The organism is Fibrobacter sp. UWT3, from assembly GCF_900230125.1.
In the GTDB taxonomy this organism is placed as follows: Bacteria; Fibrobacterota; Fibrobacteria; order Fibrobacterales; family Fibrobacteraceae; genus Fibrobacter.
The window spans coordinates 1,382,189-1,404,541 of sequence record NZ_OCSS01000001.1; the positions used below are offsets into that span (position 1 = coordinate 1,382,189).

General features: G+C 54.7%; 24 protein-coding genes. 12 read left to right on the forward strand and 12 right to left on the reverse strand.

From position 1 onward, the window contains the following. Positions 1 to 30: 30 nt before the first annotated feature. Entirely contained in the window at positions 31 to 822 is a 792-nt protein-coding gene (locus tag CRO08_RS05960; protein WP_097035427.1) for a hypothetical protein, read from the forward strand. Positions 823 to 855: 33 nt separating this feature from the next. On the opposite strand, the gene CRO08_RS05970 is transcribed toward CRO08_RS05960, so the two are convergent. Then, entirely contained in the window at positions 856 to 3,591 is a 2,736-nt protein-coding gene (locus tag CRO08_RS05970) for a U32 family peptidase (RefSeq protein WP_255252253.1), read from the reverse strand. Between the two features lie 32 nt (positions 3,592 to 3,623). Between CRO08_RS05970 and CRO08_RS05975 the strand changes: the two genes are divergently transcribed. After that, positions 3,624 to 4,058 carry a dUTP diphosphatase gene (locus CRO08_RS05975; protein WP_097035429.1) on the forward strand — a complete coding sequence of 145 codons (435 nt, stop codon included), beginning with the start codon at positions 3,624 to 3,626 and terminating at the stop codon, positions 4,056 to 4,058. A gap of 65 nt (positions 4,059 to 4,123) precedes the next feature. Here the strand turns inward: CRO08_RS05975 and CRO08_RS05980 are convergent, their stop codons facing one another. The 3 genes from CRO08_RS05980 to CRO08_RS05990 form a co-directional block, all read right to left on the reverse strand. After that, positions 4,124 to 4,534: a putative toxin-antitoxin system toxin component, PIN family gene (locus CRO08_RS05980; protein WP_097035430.1), complete on the reverse strand. Its 411-nt coding sequence runs from the start codon at positions 4,532 to 4,534 to the stop codon at positions 4,124 to 4,126. Then, on the reverse strand, positions 4,531 to 4,863 hold the full coding sequence (locus CRO08_RS05985; RefSeq protein WP_097035431.1) for a type II toxin-antitoxin system RelB/DinJ family antitoxin: 333 nt from the start codon (positions 4,861 to 4,863) through the stop codon (positions 4,531 to 4,533). The genes CRO08_RS05980 and CRO08_RS05985 overlap by 4 nt, the downstream gene beginning before the upstream one ends. 109 nt (positions 4,864 to 4,972) lie before the next feature. Then, complete coding sequence (locus CRO08_RS05990) at positions 4,973 to 5,179, reverse strand: hypothetical protein (protein ID WP_097035432.1); 207 nt, start codon at positions 5,177 to 5,179, stop codon at positions 4,973 to 4,975. A gap of 173 nt (positions 5,180 to 5,352) precedes the next feature. Here CRO08_RS05990 and CRO08_RS05995 point away from each other — a divergent pair, with 173 nt between their 5' ends. Together CRO08_RS05995 and CRO08_RS06000 are read left to right on the forward strand one after the other, a co-directional pair. Further along, on the forward strand, positions 5,353 to 5,844 hold the full coding sequence (locus CRO08_RS05995) for a hypothetical protein (protein ID WP_097035433.1): 492 nt from the start codon (positions 5,353 to 5,355) through the stop codon (positions 5,842 to 5,844). A gap of 290 nt (positions 5,845 to 6,134) precedes the next feature. Beyond that, positions 6,135 to 7,118 carry a diaminopimelate dehydrogenase gene (locus CRO08_RS06000; RefSeq protein ID WP_097035434.1) on the forward strand — a complete coding sequence of 328 codons (984 nt, stop codon included), beginning with the start codon at positions 6,135 to 6,137 and terminating at the stop codon, positions 7,116 to 7,118. A 131-nt stretch (positions 7,119 to 7,249) separates the two neighbouring features. Here the strand turns inward: CRO08_RS06000 and CRO08_RS06005 are convergent, their stop codons facing one another. Beyond that, the gene (locus CRO08_RS06005) at positions 7,250 to 8,635 is read right to left on the reverse strand and encodes a TrpB-like pyridoxal phosphate-dependent enzyme (RefSeq protein WP_097035435.1); all 1,386 of its coding nucleotides are present in this window, start codon (positions 8,633 to 8,635) and stop codon (positions 7,250 to 7,252) included. A 132-nt stretch (positions 8,636 to 8,767) separates the two neighbouring features. Here CRO08_RS06005 and CRO08_RS06010 point away from each other — a divergent pair, with 132 nt between their 5' ends. Further along, positions 8,768 to 8,959, forward strand: coding sequence for a hypothetical protein (locus CRO08_RS06010; RefSeq protein WP_097035436.1), 192 nt, complete (start codon positions 8,768 to 8,770; stop codon positions 8,957 to 8,959). Positions 8,960 to 9,057: 98 nt separating this feature from the next. Then, positions 9,058 to 9,978 carry an NAD(P)-dependent oxidoreductase gene (locus CRO08_RS06015; protein ID WP_097035437.1) on the forward strand — a complete coding sequence of 307 codons (921 nt, stop codon included), beginning with the start codon at positions 9,058 to 9,060 and terminating at the stop codon, positions 9,976 to 9,978. Between the two features lies 1 nt (position 9,979). On the opposite strand, the gene CRO08_RS06020 is transcribed toward CRO08_RS06015, so the two are convergent. The 4 genes from CRO08_RS06020 to nspC all read right to left on the reverse strand — a co-directional run bounded on the left by CRO08_RS06020 (position 9,980) and on the right by nspC (position 13,035). Then, entirely contained in the window at positions 9,980 to 10,543 is a 564-nt protein-coding gene (locus tag CRO08_RS06020; RefSeq protein ID WP_097035438.1) for a manganese efflux pump, read from the reverse strand. A 2-nt stretch (positions 10,544 to 10,545) separates the two neighbouring features. After that, the gene (locus CRO08_RS06025; protein WP_097035439.1) at positions 10,546 to 11,349 is read right to left on the reverse strand and encodes a hypothetical protein; all 804 of its coding nucleotides are present in this window, start codon (positions 11,347 to 11,349) and stop codon (positions 10,546 to 10,548) included. Between the two features lie 45 nt (positions 11,350 to 11,394). Further along, entirely contained in the window at positions 11,395 to 11,820 is a 426-nt protein-coding gene (gene tsaE, locus CRO08_RS06030; protein WP_097035440.1) for a tRNA (adenosine(37)-N6)-threonylcarbamoyltransferase complex ATPase subunit type 1 TsaE, read from the reverse strand. Positions 11,821 to 11,907: 87 nt separating this feature from the next. After that, entirely contained in the window at positions 11,908 to 13,035 is a 1,128-nt protein-coding gene (nspC, locus tag CRO08_RS06035) for a carboxynorspermidine decarboxylase (protein ID WP_097035441.1), read from the reverse strand. Positions 13,036 to 13,142: 107 nt separating this feature from the next. On the opposite strand from nspC, the gene CRO08_RS06040 reads away from it, so the two are divergent. The 3 genes from CRO08_RS06040 to CRO08_RS06050 are packed head-to-tail and all read left to right on the forward strand — an operon-like array spanning position 13,143 to position 15,628. Continuing rightward, positions 13,143 to 13,904: a hypothetical protein gene (locus tag CRO08_RS06040; protein WP_097035442.1), complete on the forward strand. Its 762-nt coding sequence runs from the start codon at positions 13,143 to 13,145 to the stop codon at positions 13,902 to 13,904. 9 nt (positions 13,905 to 13,913) lie between these two features. Continuing rightward, positions 13,914 to 14,897, forward strand: a complete 984-nt coding sequence (locus tag CRO08_RS06045) for an iron ABC transporter permease (RefSeq protein WP_097035443.1) — start codon at positions 13,914 to 13,916, stop codon at positions 14,895 to 14,897. After that, positions 14,894 to 15,628 (forward strand): ABC transporter ATP-binding protein, encoded by a 735-nt coding sequence (locus CRO08_RS06050; RefSeq protein ID WP_097035444.1) that lies wholly within the window; start codon positions 14,894 to 14,896, stop codon positions 15,626 to 15,628. The genes CRO08_RS06045 and CRO08_RS06050 overlap by 4 nt, the downstream gene beginning before the upstream one ends. On the opposite strand, the gene CRO08_RS06055 is transcribed toward CRO08_RS06050, so the two are convergent. From CRO08_RS06055 to rho, 3 genes are all read right to left on the reverse strand, one after another. Then, the gene (locus CRO08_RS06055; RefSeq protein ID WP_097035445.1) at positions 15,625 to 16,947 is read right to left on the reverse strand and encodes a sigma-54-dependent Fis family transcriptional regulator; all 1,323 of its coding nucleotides are present in this window, start codon (positions 16,945 to 16,947) and stop codon (positions 15,625 to 15,627) included. The genes CRO08_RS06050 and CRO08_RS06055 overlap by 4 nt on opposite strands. A gap of 162 nt (positions 16,948 to 17,109) precedes the next feature. Next, a complete protein-coding gene (gene proC, locus CRO08_RS06060; RefSeq protein ID WP_072812090.1) occupies positions 17,110 to 17,916 on the reverse strand; it encodes a pyrroline-5-carboxylate reductase in 807 nt (268 codons plus the stop codon). 74 nt (positions 17,917 to 17,990) lie between these two features. Then, positions 17,991 to 19,916 carry a transcription termination factor Rho gene (gene rho, locus CRO08_RS06065; protein WP_369684795.1) on the reverse strand — a complete coding sequence of 642 codons (1,926 nt, stop codon included), beginning with the start codon at positions 19,914 to 19,916 and terminating at the stop codon, positions 17,991 to 17,993. A gap of 289 nt (positions 19,917 to 20,205) precedes the next feature. On the opposite strand from rho, the gene folK reads away from it, so the two are divergent. The 3 genes from folK to panC are packed head-to-tail and all read left to right on the forward strand — an operon-like array spanning position 20,206 to position 22,226. Then, on the forward strand, positions 20,206 to 20,715 hold the full coding sequence (gene folK / locus CRO08_RS06070) for a 2-amino-4-hydroxy-6-hydroxymethyldihydropteridine diphosphokinase (protein WP_072812092.1): 510 nt from the start codon (positions 20,206 to 20,208) through the stop codon (positions 20,713 to 20,715). Further along, entirely contained in the window at positions 20,715 to 21,365 is a 651-nt protein-coding gene (locus CRO08_RS06075; RefSeq protein WP_072812093.1) for a deoxynucleoside kinase, read from the forward strand. The genes folK and CRO08_RS06075 overlap by 1 nt, the downstream gene beginning before the upstream one ends. A gap of 9 nt (positions 21,366 to 21,374) precedes the next feature. Then, positions 21,375 to 22,226 carry a pantoate--beta-alanine ligase gene (gene panC, locus CRO08_RS06080; protein WP_097035446.1) on the forward strand — a complete coding sequence of 284 codons (852 nt, stop codon included), beginning with the start codon at positions 21,375 to 21,377 and terminating at the stop codon, positions 22,224 to 22,226. The last annotated feature ends 127 nt before the right edge of the window (positions 22,227 to 22,353 follow it).

The window sequence follows — 22,353 nt, forward strand, 5'->3', positions numbered from 1 at the left end:
CTTCTTAAACACATAATTCAAGGAGTAAATATGAAGAAATTGCTTTGGACCGGCGCACTCGCCTTGACCACAATGGCCTGCCTGACCGCCTGTGGCGACGATGATAGCGGAACAAGTGCTGGAGGTGATGACGAACTCTATACCTGCGACATTACGGATACGAAGGTCGTTGTCAAGCAGAATGCCGGACCCTACTCGGTTACGATGACATATACCCATAACGAAGATGGAACCATGACATCTCGTTATGAATATGGTTCTGGACATCCTGATGTATGTGCTGGTCCTGTACCGGATGAAGTTGACGATGAAGATGCTGAAATGACTTGTAAAGATAACGTTTATACGGTTAAAACTAAAGTAACCGTGACCACAGAGGAATTCCAGGAATATGCCGGAGCCGCGACGAAGGCTTGCCCAGAACCGGCATCGTGGGGCAAGGATACAAAACCCAGCGACGATGACGACGAAACCGATACGGGTGCCGATGATGATGAAGGCTCTACAGACGGCGATGGTGACGTTGGACCGGGCAATGGCGGCGATGGCGACTATACCTGCAACTTCAAGAAGTCCGACGACACCTGGGTCATTCAGAACGGTGAAGGTGGCGGCGAGATGACTGTCAAGTGGGACACCGGCAAGGCTGTCGCTGTTACCAAGACTGATTTGGGCGATGCCGAGTCTTGCCAGATGTTGCTTGATCTTGATCCCAGTGACACAAGCGGTTCTTGCGATGGTAAATTCTTAGTTATGGAGGATGCCGATACGTACAAGAACCTCTCCAGGGATGCCCTGTACAACTTGTACTGCGCTGATTAGTTCGCGTAATTATGGCTTAATTATGGCGTCGGCTTATTTGCCGGCGTCATTTTTTTTGCGGTCGTGCCAGACGCTTTCGTTGAAGAGTTGGCCTTCGGAAAGGCCGTATTTCTCCTCGACGCCGGCGAGGCGGATGGCTTCTTCAATGGAAATCTTCCCGCGGATGGCCTGCGTGTAGATGAGCGCCTTCTTGCGTACGGTCGCTGCGTCTTCCTGGAGCATTTCGAGGCGGAAATGATTCACTCCGGCGCTGCGCAAGTCCGCTAAGAGTTTTAGGGCCGATTGCGGTTTGCCAACGAATAGCGTGTTGCGGCATTCGGCATCGGATTGCAAGAAGTGTCGCTCGCCCTTGTGGTCGAGAATTTCAACCTTATGCTGGGTGCAAATCTTGCCGCATTCGGGGAACCGCCTGCCGGTAGTGAGCGCACGGGCAAACGCGCAGTATTCGGAATGGAATGCGGGCATGTACTGGTGGAGTGTGAGTTCCATACGGTTCCCGTCGATATCGCCCAGCAGGTCGAAAAGTTGCGTGGAGTTCAGGTCCCACGAGGGATGGAGCGTCTGCAGCCCCTGCGAGAGCAACCAGTCGTAACTCAGGCAGTTTGCGGCGTTCAGGCTGTAGTCGCCCGCGAGCGGAATGCCACTTTCCTTGAGGATGGAGAGTGCGCCGAGGTTACGGACCAGCGCAAAATCAGGGCAGAGCCGCAGGATGTTCTTGAGGTAGTGGCTTTCGCCCGGCTTGTGGATGCGGAGCGTGGCCATGCCTGCCCTGAAACCGAGTTCGCGGATCTGTTCCAGCGGCTCGTCGTATTTTACGCCCCAGTCGAAATCCATGACAACGTTGTCTATGTCGAGTCCTTCGAGCGCAGGGATTTGCTCGGGGCTGCGGACGAGCACCGAAATAACCGGGTCTTTTGTCATCCCCGCCGGTTCAATTGTCATCCCCGCGAAGGCGGGCGGACAGCACTTAACAACTTGTTGTTTAGTGCGCATGGCCACCAAGGTGGGGATCTTGTTGCCGGTTGAGGATTGCGCGACGGTCTTGACGTTCGCAAACTTCACGCTGTTGAGCAGTGCTCTTCCCGCATTGGCGCTCGGGTTCAGTTCGTGCCATTCGCTGCGTGCGTTGTCGAGCGCTTCCACTGCTTTCTGGCGGAGCGTGCGGAGCATCTTTCCGGCGATAAACGCATTTGGCGCGACGCTGACTGAGATATTGTCGAGCCTGTAGGCGGTCGATCCGAGAGCCGAAAGTTCCTTCTGTGCGAGGTCGCGCAGTTTGTTACCCGCGTCGTTTTTACCCGCGCCTTTTTTACCATCGTTGAGAGTGTCGCTTTTACCCGCATCGCATTTACCCGCGACCACACTGCTGTTCCGGGCTTCTTCGATGGGGGTGTCGCCCTGCGCCGTCACGGAATGTCCGCTGTAGTCCTGCACGGTAAGCGACAGGGGCGAGCCAATGCAACCTTCCAGCAGCATCTTCACGGGAATGCGCTTCGCCTGCTCGCGGTCGGTAAACGTCTTGCGCAGTTCCTTTTCCAGCGCGGGGGAGTCGTTCCTGTACACCTTCATCCCGCGGGCGACCTGCCGCGTGTCGAAATCTCGCCCGAATTCCATCTTCAGGAGTTGCGGGCAGCACCCGCGCGTAGATGGCTTGCCCTTGTGCTCGTGCACGACTTGCGAGGCGTAGAGTCTCGCACCGGCGCTTTGCGCGAATCTCGGTTCCTCGAAGAGGATTCCGTCACCCGGCCGCGGCCCCGTGCCTGCAACAAAACCGTCGTCCAGTTCCACCACGACGCACCCGCGCTCCACGCGCACGACCGTCCCGAGGTACATCCCGTGATGGTTGCTGAACGTGCCGTCCACGAGTTCCTGGTGGTTGTCGCCGTCGAGCCAGCCCGTGCGAAGCCCGCGGCTGAACAGCACTTCGAGCGGTTCCTTGTCGCTTGCCTCGAGCGGTGTACGGTCCAGCGCCTTGCGGTAGGCACGCGCGACCGCCGCCACGTATTCCGGGCTCTTGAGGCGGCCTTCCACCTTGAGCGAGTTCACGCCGATTTCTTCCAGTTCGCCGAGTCGCGGGAGGGCGCACAGGTCGTGCGGGCTGAACAGGTATTGCGCATCCGTATCGCGGTATTCCTTGCCGTCCACGAATATGCGGTAGGGGAGCCTGCAGCTCTGGGCGCATTGCCCGCGGTTTGCGCTGCGGCCGCCGAAATTCTCGCTGGTGAGGCACTGCCCCGAATAGCTCACGCATAGCGCGCCGTGAATGAAAACCTCGAGCTCGAGCGGGGTCGCATCCTTGATGCGCGCGATTTCCTTGAGCGAGAGTTCGCGGGCGAGCACGGCGCGATTGAACCCCAGTTTTGCCGCCAGGTTCACGCTTTCGGCGCTTGCGAGCGTCATCTGCGTGCTCGCGTGAATCTCCTGCGTGGGCGCGATGGCGCGTATCAGGCGCGCAAGCCCGATATCCTGGATAATGAAGGCGTCCGGTTCCAGCGAAATCACCTTCGCGAGGAATTCCGGCAGTTCCCGCAGTTCGCGTTCGAATACGAGCACGTTCATCGCGAGGAACGTGCGCACGCCGCGCACCCTCGCATACCGGATCATCTCGCCGACGTCTTCGAGCGAAAAGTCCTCGGTGCGCCCGCGCGCGTTCCAGTGCGGAATCCCGAAATAAACGGCATCGGCGCCGTTAGCGACGGCGGCCTCGAGCATCTCTCGCGTACCCACGGGCAAGAGAAGTTCCGGAGATGGCCTCGTACTCGAATTCATATAGTCAAAGATAAAAATTGTATATTTGGCTCATGGCTTCACAGAAGATTAAGATTCAATATCTCGACGATTCTATCACGCGCCTCACGTACGTGGGCGGCAAGTCCGACTGGATTGACCTGGCGGCGGCGGAGACCGTGACGCTCAAGGCGGGGGAGTTCCGCTTGATTCACCTGGGGGTCGCGATGAAGTTGCCCGAGGGTTATGAGGCGCACATTGCTCCGCGCAGTTCTACGTTCAAGAATTTTGGCATTCTGCAGGCGAATTCCGTGGGCGTGGTGGATTCGAGTTACTGCGGAGCGAACGACTGGTGGAAAATGCCGGTGTACGCCACCCGCGACGTGACCATCGAGAAGGGGAGCCGCATCGCTCAGTTCCGCATCATGGAGCAGCAGCCCACGCTTACTTTCGAGGAAGGCCCGCTTGACGGCGCCGACCGCGGCGGGTTCGGAAGTACGGGAATATAAAAGGATTGCGTTCTTCCCCGCATTTAAAAAGTCCCGACCTCTCGTAACGAAGGCCGGGGTTTTTACTACATACACAGAATGTCCAACATCTGTCGCGGCGTGACGACAATCGGATTTGCAGGGAAATGCTTGACATTCCCCGTTACAAGATGCGTTTCGGCTGTTTTGCCATGAGAAAGCGCAATGGAATAAAAGACAATGTCCTTTGGATCGGGCATGGCTTCTGCAACAGTTTCCAAAGCATTTTCCATAACACCCAAGGATTCCATCTGGGATATGGTTTCTGAAATCAACTCTGAAGAAAAACCGAATTTCGGCCTATTCAAAACATTGCGATACTCATTCAGAATTTCATCATTGTATACAGGAACAACAAATCCATTGAAAACTGCCTGCAATACGACTCCAGGAACAGAGTTCCATTTCAGCAAAGCGGAAACAATGACATTCGTGTCAATGACCGCATAATACTTCATCGACCGCTCCTGGCTGCATCAATTTCAGCATTGATTTCGTCTAGAGTCATGTCGGCGGCCCCTGCTCTTTCAGCCTCGGCAGAAAGCTGGCGCATCACCATCGACATGCGGCTCGCGACTGGATTTGCATTGTAGAAAACACGCCTGTCGGCGGCATAGGCAGGAGCCTTTGTGGACGAAACCTCGAAAGGAATCCTCTTCTCGCGCACAACGGCACGAGCAAAGACATTTATCGCCGTGGTCATCGACATGCCGAACTCCTCGCAAAGCTTGTCAAAGTCTTTTTTCAGGTTGTCATCCATTCGGATACTAAAGGTAGTTTGTGACATAAAAGCAACCTCTTTTCATATAATATACATAAAAACGCACCTAAATGCAACCTATTTAATGCAAAAAAAGCGTTTCGCTGGTAGAAATTGTTACGTTGGAAGGGTGAATTCATCGATCCTTGATGAATTTTTCCGCATCAGCCCCTTGTGATCCGTTTTTGATTTCGGAGATGGCTTCAGAGAGTTTAGCGTATATTTCGTACAAGGGCGTGATGCGACCTTTCAGCATGTCATTGTAGCCTTTCTCGAGTTCCGCAACGAGGCGCTCTTTTGACCAGTTAGAGGCATTTTCAATTTTGTTCTTATTATTAAACATATAGTTATCAGCACAAACGCAATGCATTTTCGTAGTAAAGTTGAAGCCATTGCCTTAGGGCAAAGCCCTTAAGATCGAGAATTATTTGATTCTCTTATACGCCCTGGAAAATAATTAATGATAATTTTTGACACTAAAATAATGTATTTTAATGACGTGAAATAGGGGCTGCCATGAAAAATGAAAAAAACATAGAAATAAATATTACCAAAAGCACGATTATTATAGATCCAGAATGTGGGAATGATTTAGAGAGAAAAAATTTTACTTTGACCGAGATTTTGATTGGATTTGTAATTCCATTTGTCGTTTTTTGGGGCGGAATGTTGAGTACATTTTTTTGGAATAGCGTCCTTGTATGGATATTGTCGCTTGTCCCTTTTTACGGATTTATGTTTTTTTGCACGCTTGTCACGGGAAAGAAATATGCTAACGTTTTTATCGGAAGTTCTTTGTTGAATTTTTTGACATCATTGGTTCTTGCAATCCTTTTGTTTTTTGTTCCTGAAGATTGGGTTGGAATCGGAAAAGTATGCAGACTTTCTTTATTGAATTTGGCTCCGGCTTTTTTTGGTATGTTTTTTTGCGCTACAAACGGATTTGTTGAAAGCATAAAGGGAACGCCGGTTCCTATTTTTCCATTTTTTATGAACGGTGATTCGTAAAAAAAAAGAGTCTTAATTTTTCTTTTTGTAAGACTCGCAACAAAGCCGGGGCGTTGCGGGCCGGCGTTTGAGGGCCCGCTCGAGGGGGGAGGTGGCAACGCAGTGCCGCCGAGGGGGAGCCTTCCCCCTTTTATAGACGAAAGAACGGCTCTTCAAGCCTACAGACTAAAGACGAAAGAAAAAAATGGCGGTTCGCGCAGTATTATTGCGACAATCTCTCGTCTCTCGTCTATCGTCTCTCGTCTAATTCCTATATTTTCTACGCAAAAATTTTTAACAAGGATATTGTTATGGCAAAGATTGCTATTCTCGGTTACGGTAACCTGGGTCGCGGTGTGGAATGCGCCGTGAAGCAGGCTCCGGATATGGAACTCGTCGCCGTTTTCACGCGTCGTGACCCCTCCACGGTCAAGATCCAGACGGCGGGCGTTCCGGTGCTGAACGTCTCTGAAATGGAAGCCTGGAAAGGCAAGGTGGACCTGCTCATCATCTGTGGCGGTTCCGCTACCGACCTGCCGGTGCTCACCCCGAAGTACGCCGCCATGTTCAACGTGATCGATTCCTTCGACACGCACGCCAAGATTCCGCAGCACTTCGCCGCCGTTGACGCTGCCGCCAAGGCCGCCGGCAACATCGCGATGATTTCTGTGGGTTGGGACCCGGGCATGTTCAGCCTGAACCGCGTGTACGCCCAGTCCATCCTTCCGGAAGGCAAGGACTACACGTTCTGGGGCAAGGGCGTTAGCCAGGGCCACAGCGACGCTGTCCGCCGCATCAAGGGCGTGAAGAACGCGAAGCAGTACACCTGCCCGGTGGAAGCGGCTCTCGAAGCCGTGCGTAGCGGTTCCATGCCGGAACTCACCACGCGTCAGAAGCACACGCGCCTGGTTTACGTGGTGGCCGAAGAAGGTGCCGACAAGGCCTATATCGAAAACGCCATCAAGACGATGCCGAACTACTTCGACGAATACGACACCACGGTAAACTTCATCAGCGAAGAAGAATTCAACAAGAACCACAGCGGCCTCGCTCACGGCGGTTTCGTGATTCGTACCGGCAAGACCGGCATGAACAAGGAACACACTCACGTGATTGAATACAGCCTGAAGCTCGATTCCAATCCGGAATTCACGACGAGCGTTCTCGTGGCCTACGCCCGCGCCGCTCTCCGCATGAAGGCTAACGGAGTGACCGGTTGCAAGACCGTCCTCGACGTACCGCCTGCATACCTCAGCACTCTGAGCGATGAGGATTTGCGCGCACACTGCTTGTAGTCGAGATCCCCGCCTGCGCGGGGATGACATCGTGGGTGTGTCAGAGATGACAATATGAAAAAGCCCCGGATTCTATCCGGGGCCTTTTAAATTAGAGGAAGATCCCCGCCTTCGCGGGGATGACACCATAATTAGCCGTTTACCTGCGGAAGCTGGGCGAGGCTCTTCGCGATGTCTTCATCCGTCGGGATGTAGTCGCTCATTTCGCCGTCGTTGAACTTCTGGTAGGCGACCATGTCGAAGTAGCCCGTGCCGGTGAGGCCGAACACGATGTTCTTGGCCTGGCCAGATTCCTTGCACTTGAGCGCTTCGTCGATCGTCGCGCGGATGGCGTGGCTGGATTCCGGAGCCGGGAGGATGCCTTCGGTCTGGGCGAAGAGCTTGGCGGCTTCGAACACCTTCGTCTGCTCGACGGACGTTGCACGAATCACCTTCTGGTCGTAGAGTTCAGAAAGGATGGTGCTCATGCCGTGGTAGCGCAGGCCGCCGGCGTGGTTGGCAGACGGGATGAAGCTGGAACCGAGCGTGTACATCTTGGCGAGCGGGCAGACCTTGCCGGTATCGCAGAAGTCGTAGGCGTACTTACCGCGAGTGAAGCTCGGGCAGCTTGCCGGTTCAACGGCGAGAATATCGTAGTCGGCTTCGCCACGGAGCTTTTCGCCGACGAACGGGCTCACGAGGCCACCGAGGTTAGAACCACCGCCGGCGCAACCGATGATGAGGTCGGCCTTCACGCCGAGCTTGTCGAGGGCGGCCTTCGTTTCGAGACCGATGACGGACTGGTGGAGGAGCACCTGGTTCAGCACGGAACCGAGAACATAGCGGTAACCCGGCTGCTTCACGGCGGCTTCCACGGCTTCGGAGATGGCGCAGCCGAGGCTTCCGGTGGTGCCCGGGAATTCGGCGTTGATCTTCTTGCCGATGTCGGTCGTCATGGAAGGCGACGGGGTCACGCTTGCACCGTAGGTGCGCATGACTTCGCGACGGAAGGGCTTCTGTTCGTAGGAAACCTTCACCATGTAGACCTGGCAGTCGATGCCGAAGAATGCCGTAGACATCGAGAGGGCGGTACCCCACTGGCCTGCACCCGTTTCGGTCGTCACGCCCTTGAGGCCCTGCTTCTTGGCGTAGTATGCCTGAGCGATGGCGGAGTTGAGCTTGTGGGAGCCCGAGGTGTTGTTGCCTTCAAACTTGTAGTAGATGTGTGCCGGAGTGCCGAGCGCCTGCTCGAGGAAGTAGGCGCGGACCAGCGGCGACGGACGGTACATCTTGTAGAACGTGAGAATGTCTTCGGGAATTTCGAAGAAGCGGGTGTCGTTGTCGAGTTCCTGCTTGATGAGTTCGTCGCAGAACACGGGCTGCAGGTCTTCGAAGGTCACCGGCTTGCCGGTACCCGGGTTCAGGAGTGGCGCAGGCTTCTTCTTCATGTCGGCACGCACGTTGTACCATGCCTTCGGGAGTTCGTTTTCGTCGAGGTAGGTCTTGACCGGACCATCAAGCTTGAGCGAGTTTCTCATAAGATTTCCTTTTTTTGGGGATTTTTAACGCACCAAATATACCTTAAAAAAAGAATGGTTGACAAATAAAAAAATAAATTATCTTGAATAGACACCCCTCTTATCCATTTTCGCTTTTCACAGGTACGATTTATGGCAATTGACAGCAGACTTTTGACAGGACAGTGCTCCTCGCTGGAGGAGAACAGGTTGGACCACACGCTTTCGGCAACGGCGAAGGTTATGCCGTTACATCCGGGCGATAAGCGCCCTCACGTCCACCGCACTCCGCGTAAGTCAGTCCGCAGGGGCAAGTCGGGCGAAACTGCCCGCACAACTACGTGACTTTTTCACTTATTGTATAGTTCCTTTCTATAAAATCATACTATTTTTAGGGGAGTACGTGCGGGTTGAACGTACGGGTTTAAATAGTGAGGTTTTCTATGCGTGTTTTCGTTACCGGCGGAACAGGTTTTATTGGTCACTACGTTGTAAAGGCGCTTCTTGAACGGGGGCACGATGTCGTCATCGCGACCCGCCACCCGAACAAGGTGCCCTCGCTTGCGGCAAAACCCAACGTGAGCTTTGTCGAGGCCTCGCTTACCGATTTCGACAAGATGGGCGAAGGCCTCAAGGGCTGTGACGCCTGCATCCACATTGCGCTCGGCTGGGGCGAAACCCCGAGCACCATGCTCATGAACGACACGCGCGCGACTGTAATGCTTTTGGAAATGGCGGCAAAGGCCGGTTGCAAGAAGTTCATCCAGACGAGCAGCACCGCCGCGATGGGCCGCATGCGCCCGGTGATGCGCGAAGTTACGAGCAACCTTCCGATGGACCTGTACGGTGCCACCAAGGCGGCGGGCGAGGCCTACGTGCTCGGTTTCCGCCAGGGCTACGGCAAGAACTTCCCGCAGGTCACCATGCAGAGGAACATCATCCGCCCGGGCTACACCTTCGGGAATCCCGCTTTCCCCGACGGCTGTTCCCAGCCTGATCGCCGCTTCTTCGACATGGCCCGCGCCGTGAAGGATGACCGCGATATCGAGATTGTCAAGAACGACGGCACGCAGTTCATCCACGCGAGCCAGCAGGCGGAACTCTACATGAAGGTCCTCGAGAGCGACAAGAACGAAGAAATCTTCCTTGGCCTGGGCGAGGTCTGGATGAGCTGGAAGGAAATTGCAGAGATGATGATTTCCCTGAAGCCCGGCTGCAAGTCGAAGATTGTGGAGAAGGACCTCGGCTGGGGCGACGACCCGATGCTCTTTGACGTGAGCAAGATTAAGGACCAGTTTGGCCTTGCCTTCGATGCGCACGATTTTATGATGGACCACGTGAAGTGGACCTACGAGCAGGCGTAAGCTAGAACAGCATCTTCACGCCGATGGCGATTAGAATAATCCCCGCGATAATCTCGGGGATTTTCGTTTTGAAGCGCTTGGCGGCGTGCCTGCCTATCTCGTACCCGATGACGCCCATGGCAAAGCTCGCCAGTGCGATTGCGGAGGTGGCAAGCGCCATGTTCGCATTTATGAACGCGAAGGTAATCCCTACGGCAAAGGCATCGATGCTTGTCGCTACCGAAAGGAGCAATATGTTTGCGATGGTGAGGTTCTTCGCTGCAATCTTTTCGCCCTCTTCTTCGCCAGCGTCCCCGCGGAATGCGCCCCATATCATGCGGCCACCCAGAATGCAGAGGATGGTACAGGCGATGGGCGTGCCTACGGAACTGAACCAGCGTTCGGCGAAACTCCCGAGGAAGTACCCGAGGAGAGTCATGCCGCCCTGGAATACGCCGAAACTCACTGCCTGGAGCATCGCGCGGCTATAGCGGATTCCCGACTTGGAAAGCCCGGTGGCGATGGCGACAGCGAAGCAGTCCATGGCTTCCGCTATTGCGATGATGACGATTTCGATGATGCCCATTTTTATCGAGTATACTTATAACGTCCCAGCAAATCAAAATACCTGGCCTTTGGAGAAATCTTTACGGCCGGACGCTGCTTACGGAGGCCTGTTGTGCCTTCTTCGTTATTCACAAAGAAGAATTCGCGCAAGTAATATCCCGTAGATGATTCTTCTAGAAATTTTAGCATGTACCCGTTGTCTGTATTGATTATCTCTATGGTCTCATATAGTTCTGGCTTGTCGTCTTCCATTCTGTATTCGTAGCATTTTAATTCATTTGTGGAATCGCCAACCGTAAAAAATATTTCGGGTCTAGAATTTTCAGAATCATAATCAAAAACATTTTTTTCGAATAAAGTATCGTTTGAGAAAAAAAGTTCTTGAAAGGAATGGTCTTGTTCATCCAATGTGGATATATACGAGTCCGTTATTTTTACTATAGTGGAACTTTCAAATTCTCCATCGGAATAAATTTTCTCTTTAAGTACGATTGTATCACCCGAAGCTTCTTGAAAAAAGACAAGTTCTGAACCTTTGCCAGAAAGTTTTGTTTCATCAATATTCCAATAGTAATGAGTAATTCTGAGGCTTTCTCCATCCATAGGGTCCATAACTAAGCTATCAGGTTTCCCGTTGGTATAATACCGTTTATGGGACCAGGGATTTTCTTTATAATAGTTTTCCATGAAATAAGATGAGTCGTGATAGGCTTCACCTTTTTTGATGTCCAATGATCCCTTGTAAAGTTTAAGCACCGCTTCGGTACATGTATTCGCTGCGGCAAAGCCTGCCCAAAGCAGTAGGCAGAATAAGATTTGTTTCATTTGTGTCTCCTTTGAGCGCAAATATAGAAACTCTTATGAATAAGGCTACTTCTGACGCGCCCCGTCGAACAATTCAAGAGTCGCCTTGCGTACATTCTCGGAGATAATTTCAATTGTTATCTTGTGCGTGACATCTGCGGTCTGGTTTTCGAGCCTTTCGGGCCATTCGATAAGCGTGATTCCCCTGGAAAGGTAGTCGTGGTCGAACCCGACCTCGTACAGTTCCGCACCCGGTTCAAGGCGGTAAAGGTCGAAGTGGAAGAGCGGCGGGTCGTTCGGGTATTCGTGCAGAATGGTGTAGGTGGGGGAGCAGACCGAACCTTCGAACCCGAGGCCCTTGCATATCCCGCGGCTCATCACCGTCTTGCCCGCGCCGAGGTTCCCGTACAGCGCGACCATATCGCCCGGCTTGAGCGACTTCCCGAATTCCACAGCCCAGTTGTACGTCTCTTCTTCGCTGTTAAAAATCATTACATCCTTCCCGCAACAAACATCCCGCACCCTGCAACAAACATCTCGCAACCCGCAACATCATTATCCATCATCAATCATCAATTATTAAAGTTTGTCCTTGAACTGCTCGTACGTGAACTTGTGCAGCAGGTGGAACTTGCCTTCCATGTCGAACTTGCCGATGCTCGGGTGCCTTACCCCGTTGAAGAATGTAGTCTTCACCATGGTGTAGTGAATCATGTCTTCGAAGATAAGCTTGTCGCCCACCTGGAGCGGCTTGTCGAAGGAGAAATCCCCGAGCTGGTCGCCCGCAAGACACGAACATCCGGTTAACTTGTATGTAAACGCCTTCTCGCCGGGCATTCCGGAGCCCGTAACGGCGGGCCTGTAGGGCATTTCGAGGCAGTCCGGCATGTGCGCGCTGATGGACACGTTCAGGATGGCGATATCGACTTCGTTGTGCACGATGTCCTCGACCGTCGTCACCAGTTCGCCGGTCTGCCAGCCGACCGCTTCCCCCGGTTCCATAATAACCTCGACTCCCGGATGTCGTTCCATGAACCCCTTGAGGATGCGCACGAGTTCGTCCCTGTGGTAATCCTTGCGGGTAATGTGGTGACCGCCGCCGAAGTTCACCCACTTCATGCGGTCGATGTATTTGCCGAAGTGCTTCTCGAAAGCGGCGAGCACGCCTTCGAGCGCGTCGGCATCCTGCTCGCACAGGGCATGGAAGTGCAGCCCCTCGATCCCGTCCAGCAGTTCGGGCTTGAATTCGGCTTCGGTCACCCCGAGCCTCGAATGCTTGCCGCACGGGTTGTAGATATCGGTCTCGACTGTGGAAAATTCCGGGTTCACGCGTATGCCCGCGCTGACGCCCGCCTTGAGGGTCTTTTCCTTGAACCGCGCCCACTGGCTAAAACTGTTAAAGCTGATGTGGTCGGCAAGCGAGAGAATTTCGTCGATTTCGTCGTCGGAATACACCGGCGCGAACACGTGCACCTGCTTGTTCATCTCCTCGCGGGCAAGGCGCGCCTCGTTCAGGCTCGAGGCCGTGGCTCCGGCAAGGTACTTCCCGATGAGGGGGAATGACCGCCAGAAACTGTACCCCTTGAGGGCGCAGATGATGTGGACTCCGGTCTTTTTCTGGATATCGTCCAGAATTTCCATGTTTTTTACGAGTCTTTTTTCGTCCAGGACGAAGCAGGGGCTGGGTACTTGGGTGTAATCGAGCATGCCACAAATATAAAATTGTTGCCTTATTTTGTGTAGTATGCTTTTTTATGCCGTTTTTTTGTGATTTTGGTGGTCATTTTTCCAATCCTTTAACTAAATTTAAAGCGATGATTTTGTCTATACATAAGTGCTTTTTCGCAGCGTTCGTATCCCTTGCTTTTGCCGGGGTGTCTTTTGCTCAACAACCTGTCGATTCCGTCGTCGCATCCCGTGGGGCGCAGGCGACCCTCGACGAAATGATTCAGCACAAGCTGGATTCCTTGAACTCCGCTAACCAGTCCACCGCCCCGAAGGCCAATACCGATAGCCTTGCGAAGGCGAAGGCCGACAGCGTGCGCAAGATGATCCAGGCGGGCAAGTATGTCCAGCGTGCCAAGTACGACAAGAGTAACTTCGACCACTGGAAGGTCGATACACTTTTCCAGAAGAAGGTCAAGGACCAGGTCAACGGCGTGTGGCGTACTCCTATCGTTGCCCACGGCCATGCATTCCGCGATGCTGAACTCCAGTTCAACATGAACGACACGCTTACGGGTGCCACCCGCACCTACGCGTCCGCCGACCGCTACCAGAAGACGGGTGACTACGCGTACAAGGCCCGTTACCGTTTCGACAACGATTCCTCCATGGTGACCCGCGAAGTCTTCCGCGACCGTCAGGTCATCCGCTGGGACTACGTGACCTTCAAGATTGCGGGCGATACGCTCAAGCACAACCTGAAAAAGCTCGAGTTCCGCGACCTGAACGACAACTGGCTCAACGCTCTCCAGGGCTTCGAGAACGTTCCTCCCGAGAACTACGTTCGCGACCAGAAGGAAACCGAAAAGCTCAAGAAGCAGGACCAGGCTAGCGCCAAATCCAAGAAATAAGGACCGCTCATGCGGCGTAACCTGATTTGTTTCGGAACGCTATTTATTGGCGTTCTGGTTCTTTTTGCTTGGACCTTGGTGTCCGGTCCGGTCGACGTTTCCCTTTCCGACCTTGCCGTTGCGCTGCTTAGCCCCGACAGGGCGGAACCTTTCCATGCGAAAATCCTGTGGGAACTGCGGTTCCCGCGGGCGCTCGCAGCCGTACTTGCGGGTGCGTCGCTCTCCGTTTCGGGCCTCTGCCTGCAGACCGTTTTCCGTAACCCGCTGTGCGGCCCCTACGTGCTCGGCATCAGCAGCGGGGCGAGTCTCGGGGTGGCGCTTGCCCTCCTTGCCGGTTTCGGGTTCGGCGCGTTCGGCGTGCTCGGGGCGGCATCGCTTGGGGCAATACTCGTGACGCAGGTGGTATTGGTCTTCGCCTCGAGGTTCAAGAACGCGTCGGTGCTCCTTGTGGCGGGGCTCATGGTCGGCTACTTCGTGAACGCGCTTGTGAACGTGCTTGTGGCAGGCGCCGATGCGGAAAGCCTGCAAGCCTACGTGTCGTGGGGGCTTGGCGGGTTTACGCGCCTTACGCTCCCGGCTGTTCCCGGGTTCATTGCCGCGAGTGCGGTGGGGCTTGCGCTCGTGCTTGTCTCGATGCGGTACCTGAACGTGGTCCGCATGGGCGACGACTTTGCACGCGGGCTGGGCGTTGCCGTGCGCCGTTCCCGCATATTGGTGCTGCTCGGGTCGAGCATCCTCGCGGGTGCCACTACCGCCTACTGCGGCCCCGTGGCGTTTATCGGTATCGCCGTCCCGCACCTGGCCTTCATGGTTTTCCGCACCTCGAATCACCGCGTTCTGTTGCCGGGTGTTTCGTTGTGCGGTGCGTTCCTCGCGCTGCTCGCGGGCCTGTTCCCGGTATCGATTCCGCTCAATGCGGTATTGAGCATCGTGGGCGTTCCTGTTATTTTGTATGTACTCCTGAAAGGCAGTAACCGCGGAGGTGCGCTATGAGCGTGATTCTCGAGGCCAAGGCCCTACAGTTCGGGTATGCGGCGGGCAGTCCGTTTGCGAAGGCGTTCAACTTCGCGCTCGAAGCGGGCGAGGTCGTTGCACTGATGGGCGAGAACGGCTGCGGCAAGAGCACGCTGCTCAAGACATTTGCGGGGATGCTCCGGCCGGTCGCGGGCAGTGTCGCGATACAGGGCCGCGACGTTCATGACCGCGAGAAGGGCTACACCCTGCAGGAACTCTCGAAGCAGGTGACGCTCATGCGCATGAACATGACACCCCCCGACCGCATGACGGTCCGCGAGTTCGTGAGCCTCGGGCGTACCCCCTATGCGGGTGTGTTCGACGGGCGTTCTGCCGAAGATGAATCGATTATCGAGCAATCCATGGAATCGCTCGACGTAAAGCGCTTTGCAGGCCGTGCGGTCTGCGAACTGAGCGATGGCGAGCGCACCCGCGTGTACCTTGCCGAGGCGATTGCGCAGAGCGTGAACGCGCTCCTGCTCGACGAGCCGAATGCGTTTTTGGATATTCCCCGCAGCCACGCGCTGTTCCGTACGTTGCGTTCCCTTGCCGCCTCGCGCGGGATGGGAATCGTTGTCTCGACGCATTCGGTGGAATATGCGCTCCGGTATGCCGACCGCATCATGGTAATCGATGGTGGGGAAGTGAAAGTCGCCGCAGCAGGTTCTGCCGAACAGAGCGGCCTTCTGGACTGGGCCCGCGCGGACTAGCGCAGTTCCTTGACGTTCACGCCGAGGCGGGAAAGCCTGTTGTAGAGCGTGGTGCGTAACATCCCGAGCTTTTCGGCCGCAAGGCTGACCGACCCGCCGCATTCGTGAATCTTTGATTTCAGGAAGGCGATTTCTTGCTGTTGCTGCATTTGCTGGAAATCTTCGTAACTTTTGATACCTGTAGGGGCGATGCCCTGGCCTTGGTATTGCGGGTGCGAGGCCATTTCCTCGATTTGCAGGTCGTCTGCCGTAATAATTCCCGGATTGGTAAAGCAGAGCGTGCGTTGGATGACGTTTTCGAGTTCGCGTATGTTTCCGGGCCAGTCGTGGTTCCGCAGTTTTTCGATAGCATCGGGCGAGAGCGTGTAGGGCTCACCTGCGGGGGCGTACTGCTTTATGAAATACTTCGCGATGTCTTCTACGTCTTCCTTGCGTTCGCGCAGGGGGGAGATATGCACCGGAATCACGTTCAGGCGGTAGAACAGGTCTTCGCGGAAACGTTTCTCGAATATTTCTTCGCGCAGGTCGCGGTTCGTTGCCGCGATTATGCGCACGTCGATATGGCGGGTTTTGTTTGCGCCAATCGGGCGAATTTCCTTGTTCTGGATAACGCGCAGCAGTTTCACCTGGGCGTGCAGGGGCATGTCGCCGATTTCGTCCAGGAATATGGCACCGCCGTTCGCGTCTTCAAAGAGCCCGATGCGTTCGTTCTGCGCTCCGGTAAACGCGCCCCGCGTATGCCCGAAGAGTTCGCTCTCGAATAGCGTCTCGGGAATGGCGCTGCAGTTCACCACCACGAACTTGTCGTACATGCAGGCGATTGCCTTTGCCACCAGGTCCTTGCCGACGCCCGATTCACCCTGGATGAGCACCGGGCCCGAACTTAGGATGGCGCGTTCGACCGTCTTGCGGAGGGCCTGCATCGATTCGCTCTTGCCCACGAGGTGGCTCATGCGATCGTTGAATATCTGCCGAGCCTTCTGGATTTCCTTGAGGCGGGCAATCTTGCTCATCAGGTGCAGCCGGAGCGATTCCACCGAGAGAAAAATGTCGTAGAGGTTGCCGGGAATGCCGCCGTATTCTTCCGGGTTTTCGGCGTAGGCGAGAATCATGGTATCGGGGCTAGTCGTGCGTATGCGGGTAAGCGCCGCGGTACTTTCGCCCCCGAAGGAATCCATGTCCCAGATGACGATAGGGGAGATATTCCCCTGGATGTCCCCGATGCTTTTTTGCGTGACGGCATAGTCGACAGAAGAAAGAACGTCCTGTATGAACGAGGACGTTGCTGTATCTTGCGAGAAAAGGTCAATCGAGGACATATTTATTGTGTCATCCTGAGCGGAGGGCGTAGCCCGTAGTCGAAGGATCCAGAATTGAATTTTTTGACTGGATTCCGCTCCTACGAACCTAAGAATTGTAAAGCAACAAGTTGCTGACAATTCTATATCGCCTTTACAGGCTCAGAATAACGTTGTTGGTTGTTACTTTCCTAACTCCTTGGAGCGTTCGGTACCGGCGACCACGGCCTTGATGAGGCTCGAGCGGAAGGCACCTTCTTCGAGGGCGTCAACACCTGCAATCGTCGTGCCGGCGGGCGAGCAGACCATCGCGCAGAGGTCGCTCGGGCTCTTGCCCGACTGCTTCACGAGCTCGACGCTGCCTTCGATAGTCCCGAGGGCGAGCTTGAGGGCCACATCGCGGGTTAAACCGGCTTTTACGCCACCGCGGGTAAGGCCTTCGATAAACTCGAACACGTAGGCAGGGGCACTACCGGAAAGTCCGGTGACGGCGTCCATGAGGCTTTCGGCGACGCGGCAGGTGACCCCGATGTTCCCGAAGATTTCTTCGGCAGCCTTGAGGGTCGCCTCGTTGACGCCGTCCGTTGCGAGCGCCACGGTGCCCTTGCCGACAGTGAGCGGCAGGTTCGGCATCACGCGGAGCACCTGGTTCTTTGCGCCGAGAACTTCGGTGAGGTTCTTGCGGGCGACACCCGCCATAATGCTCACGAAAGTCTTGACTCCCTTGATGGCCTTGACGGCGTTCTTCCATTCCGGTGCGACAAGCTTGAAAATCTGCGGTTTAACGCAGAGGAAGGTAATGTCTGCCTTCTTGACGCCTTCCGCGAAGTTCTTCACGCGGACGCAGCCGAGTGCGCTTACCGCAGCCGCGGCAGCATCGCTCGGGTCAAAGAAGAAGATGGACTTGGGGTCAACTTTCGCATTCAGGAGCCCGCGCAGGATTGCGCCGCCCATGTTGCCCGTGCCCGCAAAGAAAATTTTCTGGTTCATTTTATATACCTCTTTAAAATCCAATATAATAAAGTGAGATGCTCGATTTCACATCAAACATCTCACATTTATACTTATCCGTTCATGGACGTGAGGAAGTCGCGGTTCGTCTCAAACATCTTGAGCTTGTCGCGCATGAATTCCATGATTTCGACGGTAGTCATATCTTGCAGGTAGCGGCGCAGCACCCAGACGCGGCGCAGTTCCTCGTCGCTAAGCAGCAGTTCTTCCTTGCGGGTACCGGACTTGAAAATATCGATGGCCGGCCAGATGCGCTTTTCGGCGATGCGGCGGTCGAGCACGAGTTCCATGTTGCCCGTACCCTTGAATTCTTCGAAAATCACTTCGTCCATGCGGCTACCGGTCTCGATGAGGGCCGTACCGATGATAGTGAGGGAGCCGCCGTTCTCGATCTTGCGGGCAGCACCGAAGAAGCGCTTGGGGCGCTGCATGGCGTTAGCGTCCACACCGCCGGAGAGAATCTTGCCGGAATGCGGAATCACGACGTTATTCGCGCGGGCGAAGCGCGTGATGGAGTCGAGCAAAATCACCACGTCGTTGCCGTGTTCCACGAGGCGCTTTGCCTTCTCGAGGACCATGTCGGCCACCTTGATGTGGCGCTCGGGCGGTTCGTCGAACGTAGAGGCGAGCACTTCGGCCTGGATGTTCTTGCCGGCGTTTGCCGCATCGATCTTGAGACGGTCGATGAGCTTCCTCATTTCGGTCACTTCTTCGGGACGTTCGTCAATCAGGAGCACCATGAGCTTCACCTCGGGGTGGTTCACGGTGAGCGCCTGCGTCACGTTCTGGAGCAAAACCGTCTTACCGGTGCGCGGGGGAGCGAGGATAATGCTGCGCTGGCCCTTGCCGATGGGGGTAAAGAGGTTCATGATACGCGTGCTGAATTCGTCCTTCTTCCATTCCAGATTGAGTTTCTCGATCGGGTGGATGGGGGTGAGGTATTCGAATGCGACGCGGCGCTTCGTCTTCTCGGGCGGTTCGAAGTTCACCGTGTCGATGCGCATCAGGGCAAAATACTTCTCGCCTTCGCGCGGCTGGCGCACCTGGCCCGTGATGGTGTCGCCCATCTTGAGGTCGTAACGGCGGATGATGTTCCTGCTGATGTAGATGTCGTCGGGGCCGGCGAGATAGTTGTGGTCGGGGTTACGCAGGAACCCGTGGCCGCCTTCCGGGATAATCTCGAGCACGCCTTCCGTGTAGATGGGAGTCTCCTCGCCACCGGTAGAAGAAAGGATACTGTACACGAGCGCCTGCTTGCGCATCTTCTTGCAGTCTTCGATGCCGAGTTCTTCGGCGCGCTGCTGCAGTTCGAACATCGGGAGCCCGCGGAGTTCACGCCATTTTGCCTTTGCGGCCGCCACTACTTCGGGAGGCGGCGGGGGCAGCTGGATGCTCTCGTCAATAAAGTCGTCTTGCGGGAGGTTCCTGTTGTGGCGGTTCTTGTTCTTGTTGAACTTGTTGAACTTGCCATTGTTGTTGAACTTGCCGTTGTTATTGTAGTTCCCGTTATTGTTGAACTTCCCGCCGTTCTGTCCGTTGTTTTGGCCATTATTCTGGCCGTTATTCTGTCCATTGTTCTGCGGGTTGTTCTGGCCGCCCTGCTGCTGGGCCTGCTTGCTTTCGCCGTTCTGCGGGGCATCTGCCGGGGCTGCGGGCGCATTGTTCTGCGGGGCGCTTTCACTAGACGGTTCGGCCTGAGATTTTGTTTCTGCCTGGACCGGATTATCGCTCTTTTCCGTACGGTCCTTTTTTACCGGAGCAGCTTCCTGTGCGGGGGCTTCGGCAGCCACGTTCGGGACATCGTCTCCCTTGGCCTTCTTGGCGGGGCGTCCACGGCGCTTGGGGGCACCTTCTGCCGCGTCTACGCCCGGAATGGGTGCAGCGAGGTCGCCAAGTTTTTCATAGTCGATAGATTTGTCCAGGTCGATGGTATCGGAAAGTAATTTCGGTTCGTCTTGAACCTTCTTTGTTCTAGGCACTCTACGTTCCTTTGTCTAGTTGTTTTTATGGGAAATTGTGAAATGATAAACTGTTTAACGAGAAAAAAGGGAGAAAAAAATCCCTTTGCTGAAATATTTATGGGAATATTCGATTCCCATGGGAATCACGTATAAAATATAAAAAATTGAAAAGTCTGTCAAAAAAATTGCCTTCTGTGCGGTATTTTTTTTTGTAAAATCGTCAAGTTTTCAAGAAATTCCATAAAAAACACATTTTTTGCTCCAGAATGTCAGTAAATTGACACCTTGAAAAAACTATATTGGGGTCGTGGATTCATTAAACCGCGTATTTATTGCTTTGGGTTCAAATCTCGCTCCCCGGTATGCAAGACTTGCCGAGGGGCGCGATATGCTGTCCCGTATTTCCTCGGGAGGCTGGCTCGAAAGTCCTATATACGAAACTCCGCCTGTAGGCCCAGAAGGCCAGGGCCCGTACTTTAACCAGGTGGTGAGTTTCTGGTACGACGGTGAACCGAAGCGCCTGCTCCATTACCTGAAGGGTGCGGAACTCGTGCTCGGGCGTAAACCCCGCGGGCACTGGAATTCACGCGAAATCGATTTGGACCTGCTCTATTTCGGGAACAGGGTCATGGCTGGCCGCCCGACCATCCCGCATGTAGAAATCCCCAATAGACAGTTTGTGCTTGTACCGTTGAACGACATCGCACCCGACTGGGTGGACCCGTTGAGCAACGTTACCGTGAAGGACTTGCTTGCGCAGCTTTTGGAAAAGGAATCGAAGATTCCGTTCCGGACCATAACCGCGGAGGAACCCTAATGCTGACCGAAAAAGGTGTACATTTTCTCGCCATAGAAGGCGTCATCGGGGCAGGGAAGACCTCCCTCGCGCGGATTATCGCCGAACGCTGGAACGGACTCTGCATCGAGGAAAACTTCGACGAGAACCCGTTCCTCGAGAAGTTCTACGAGAATCCGGAGCCCTACGCGTTCCAGACCCAGCTGTTCTTCTTGCTCGACCGCCACAAGCAGTTGCAGAACTACGCCATGCAGAGCGACCTGTTCCACGACCTTATCGTGAGCGACTACACCTACGACAAGGACGCCATATTTGCGGCCCAGAACCTTTCGGACAGCGAGTTCGCGATGTACGAGCAGATATCCAGGACGCTCGACCGCGATGTGCCGAGACCCGACCTGGTGGTTTACCTGCAGGCGAGCATTCCCACACTGTTAAACCGCATCAAGATGCGCGGCCGCCCGATGGAAAGGAACATCGAGGGCAACTACTTGAAAGATCTCCAGAGCAGGTTCGACCTGCATTTCTGGCATTACCCGTACGCGCCGGTGCTTATCATTAACACCGACCACATAGACTTTGTCCACAACGAGAACCATCTGAAGCTTGTTTTAGATGCTATCGCAGCCTGCCCACAGCAGACGACTTACTTTGTCCCAGAAGGAAATTAAGAAGGTTATATGCAAATCATCAAGTCAATCGAATCTCTCCGCGAAACACTCAAGCCGTTTCAGAAGGAGGGAAAGAAAGTCGGTCTTGTCCCTACCATGGGGGCGCTACACGATGGCCACGGTGCCCTTATCAAGGCTTCCGTGAAAGATTGTGACATTACGGTTGTCAGCGTGTTTTTGAACCCGATTCAGTTCGGCAGGAATGAGGATTTGGACAAGTACCCCAAGAGGCTCGAGGCCGACGCAAATTTCGCAGCCTCGCTCGGGGCGGATTATGTTTTTGCACCGAGTGTAGCCGAGATGTACCCGAACGGTGACCCGCTCACGCTGGTCCGCGACGAGTCGCTCGAATGCCTTTACTGCGGTGCCTACAGGCCCGGGCATTTCCGCGGCGTGTTGACCGTCGTTTCTAAGCTTTTCTTGATCAGCAAGGCGAACCACGCCTATTTCGGCGAGAAGGACTACCAGCAGCTCTTCCTTATCGAGCGCATGGTGAAGGACCTGAACTTCGATATCGAGATTCACCGCGTGCCTATCGTGCGCGAATCTACGGGCCTTGCGATGTCTAGCCGTAACGAGTACCTTTCTGTTGACGAACGCAAGCAGGCGCTCGCCATTTCGCGCGGCCTGAACGAGGCGAAGGAAGCCTACCTTGCCGGCGAGAGGGGAGTGTCGAAACTCCGCGATATCGTGGTGAAGTCGATTGTGCTGAGCCGTGGCCAGGTGCAGTTCGTGGAAATCGTGAACCAGAATGACTTGCAGAAGTATTCGGGCGTGCTCAAGCCGACCGACAAGGTCGTCGTGCTCGTCGCCGCCTTCTTCGGCAAGACACGACTCATCGATAACATTGAATTCAACTGACACGCAGTGTCATACCGAAGCCTTGCGTAGCAAGGCAAGAGTATCCATATAATATGGATACTTTTTTTTGTTGCGCTAAATGGATACCCTTGTGCCTTCGGCTCTTCGGTATGACGTTTTTATAAGC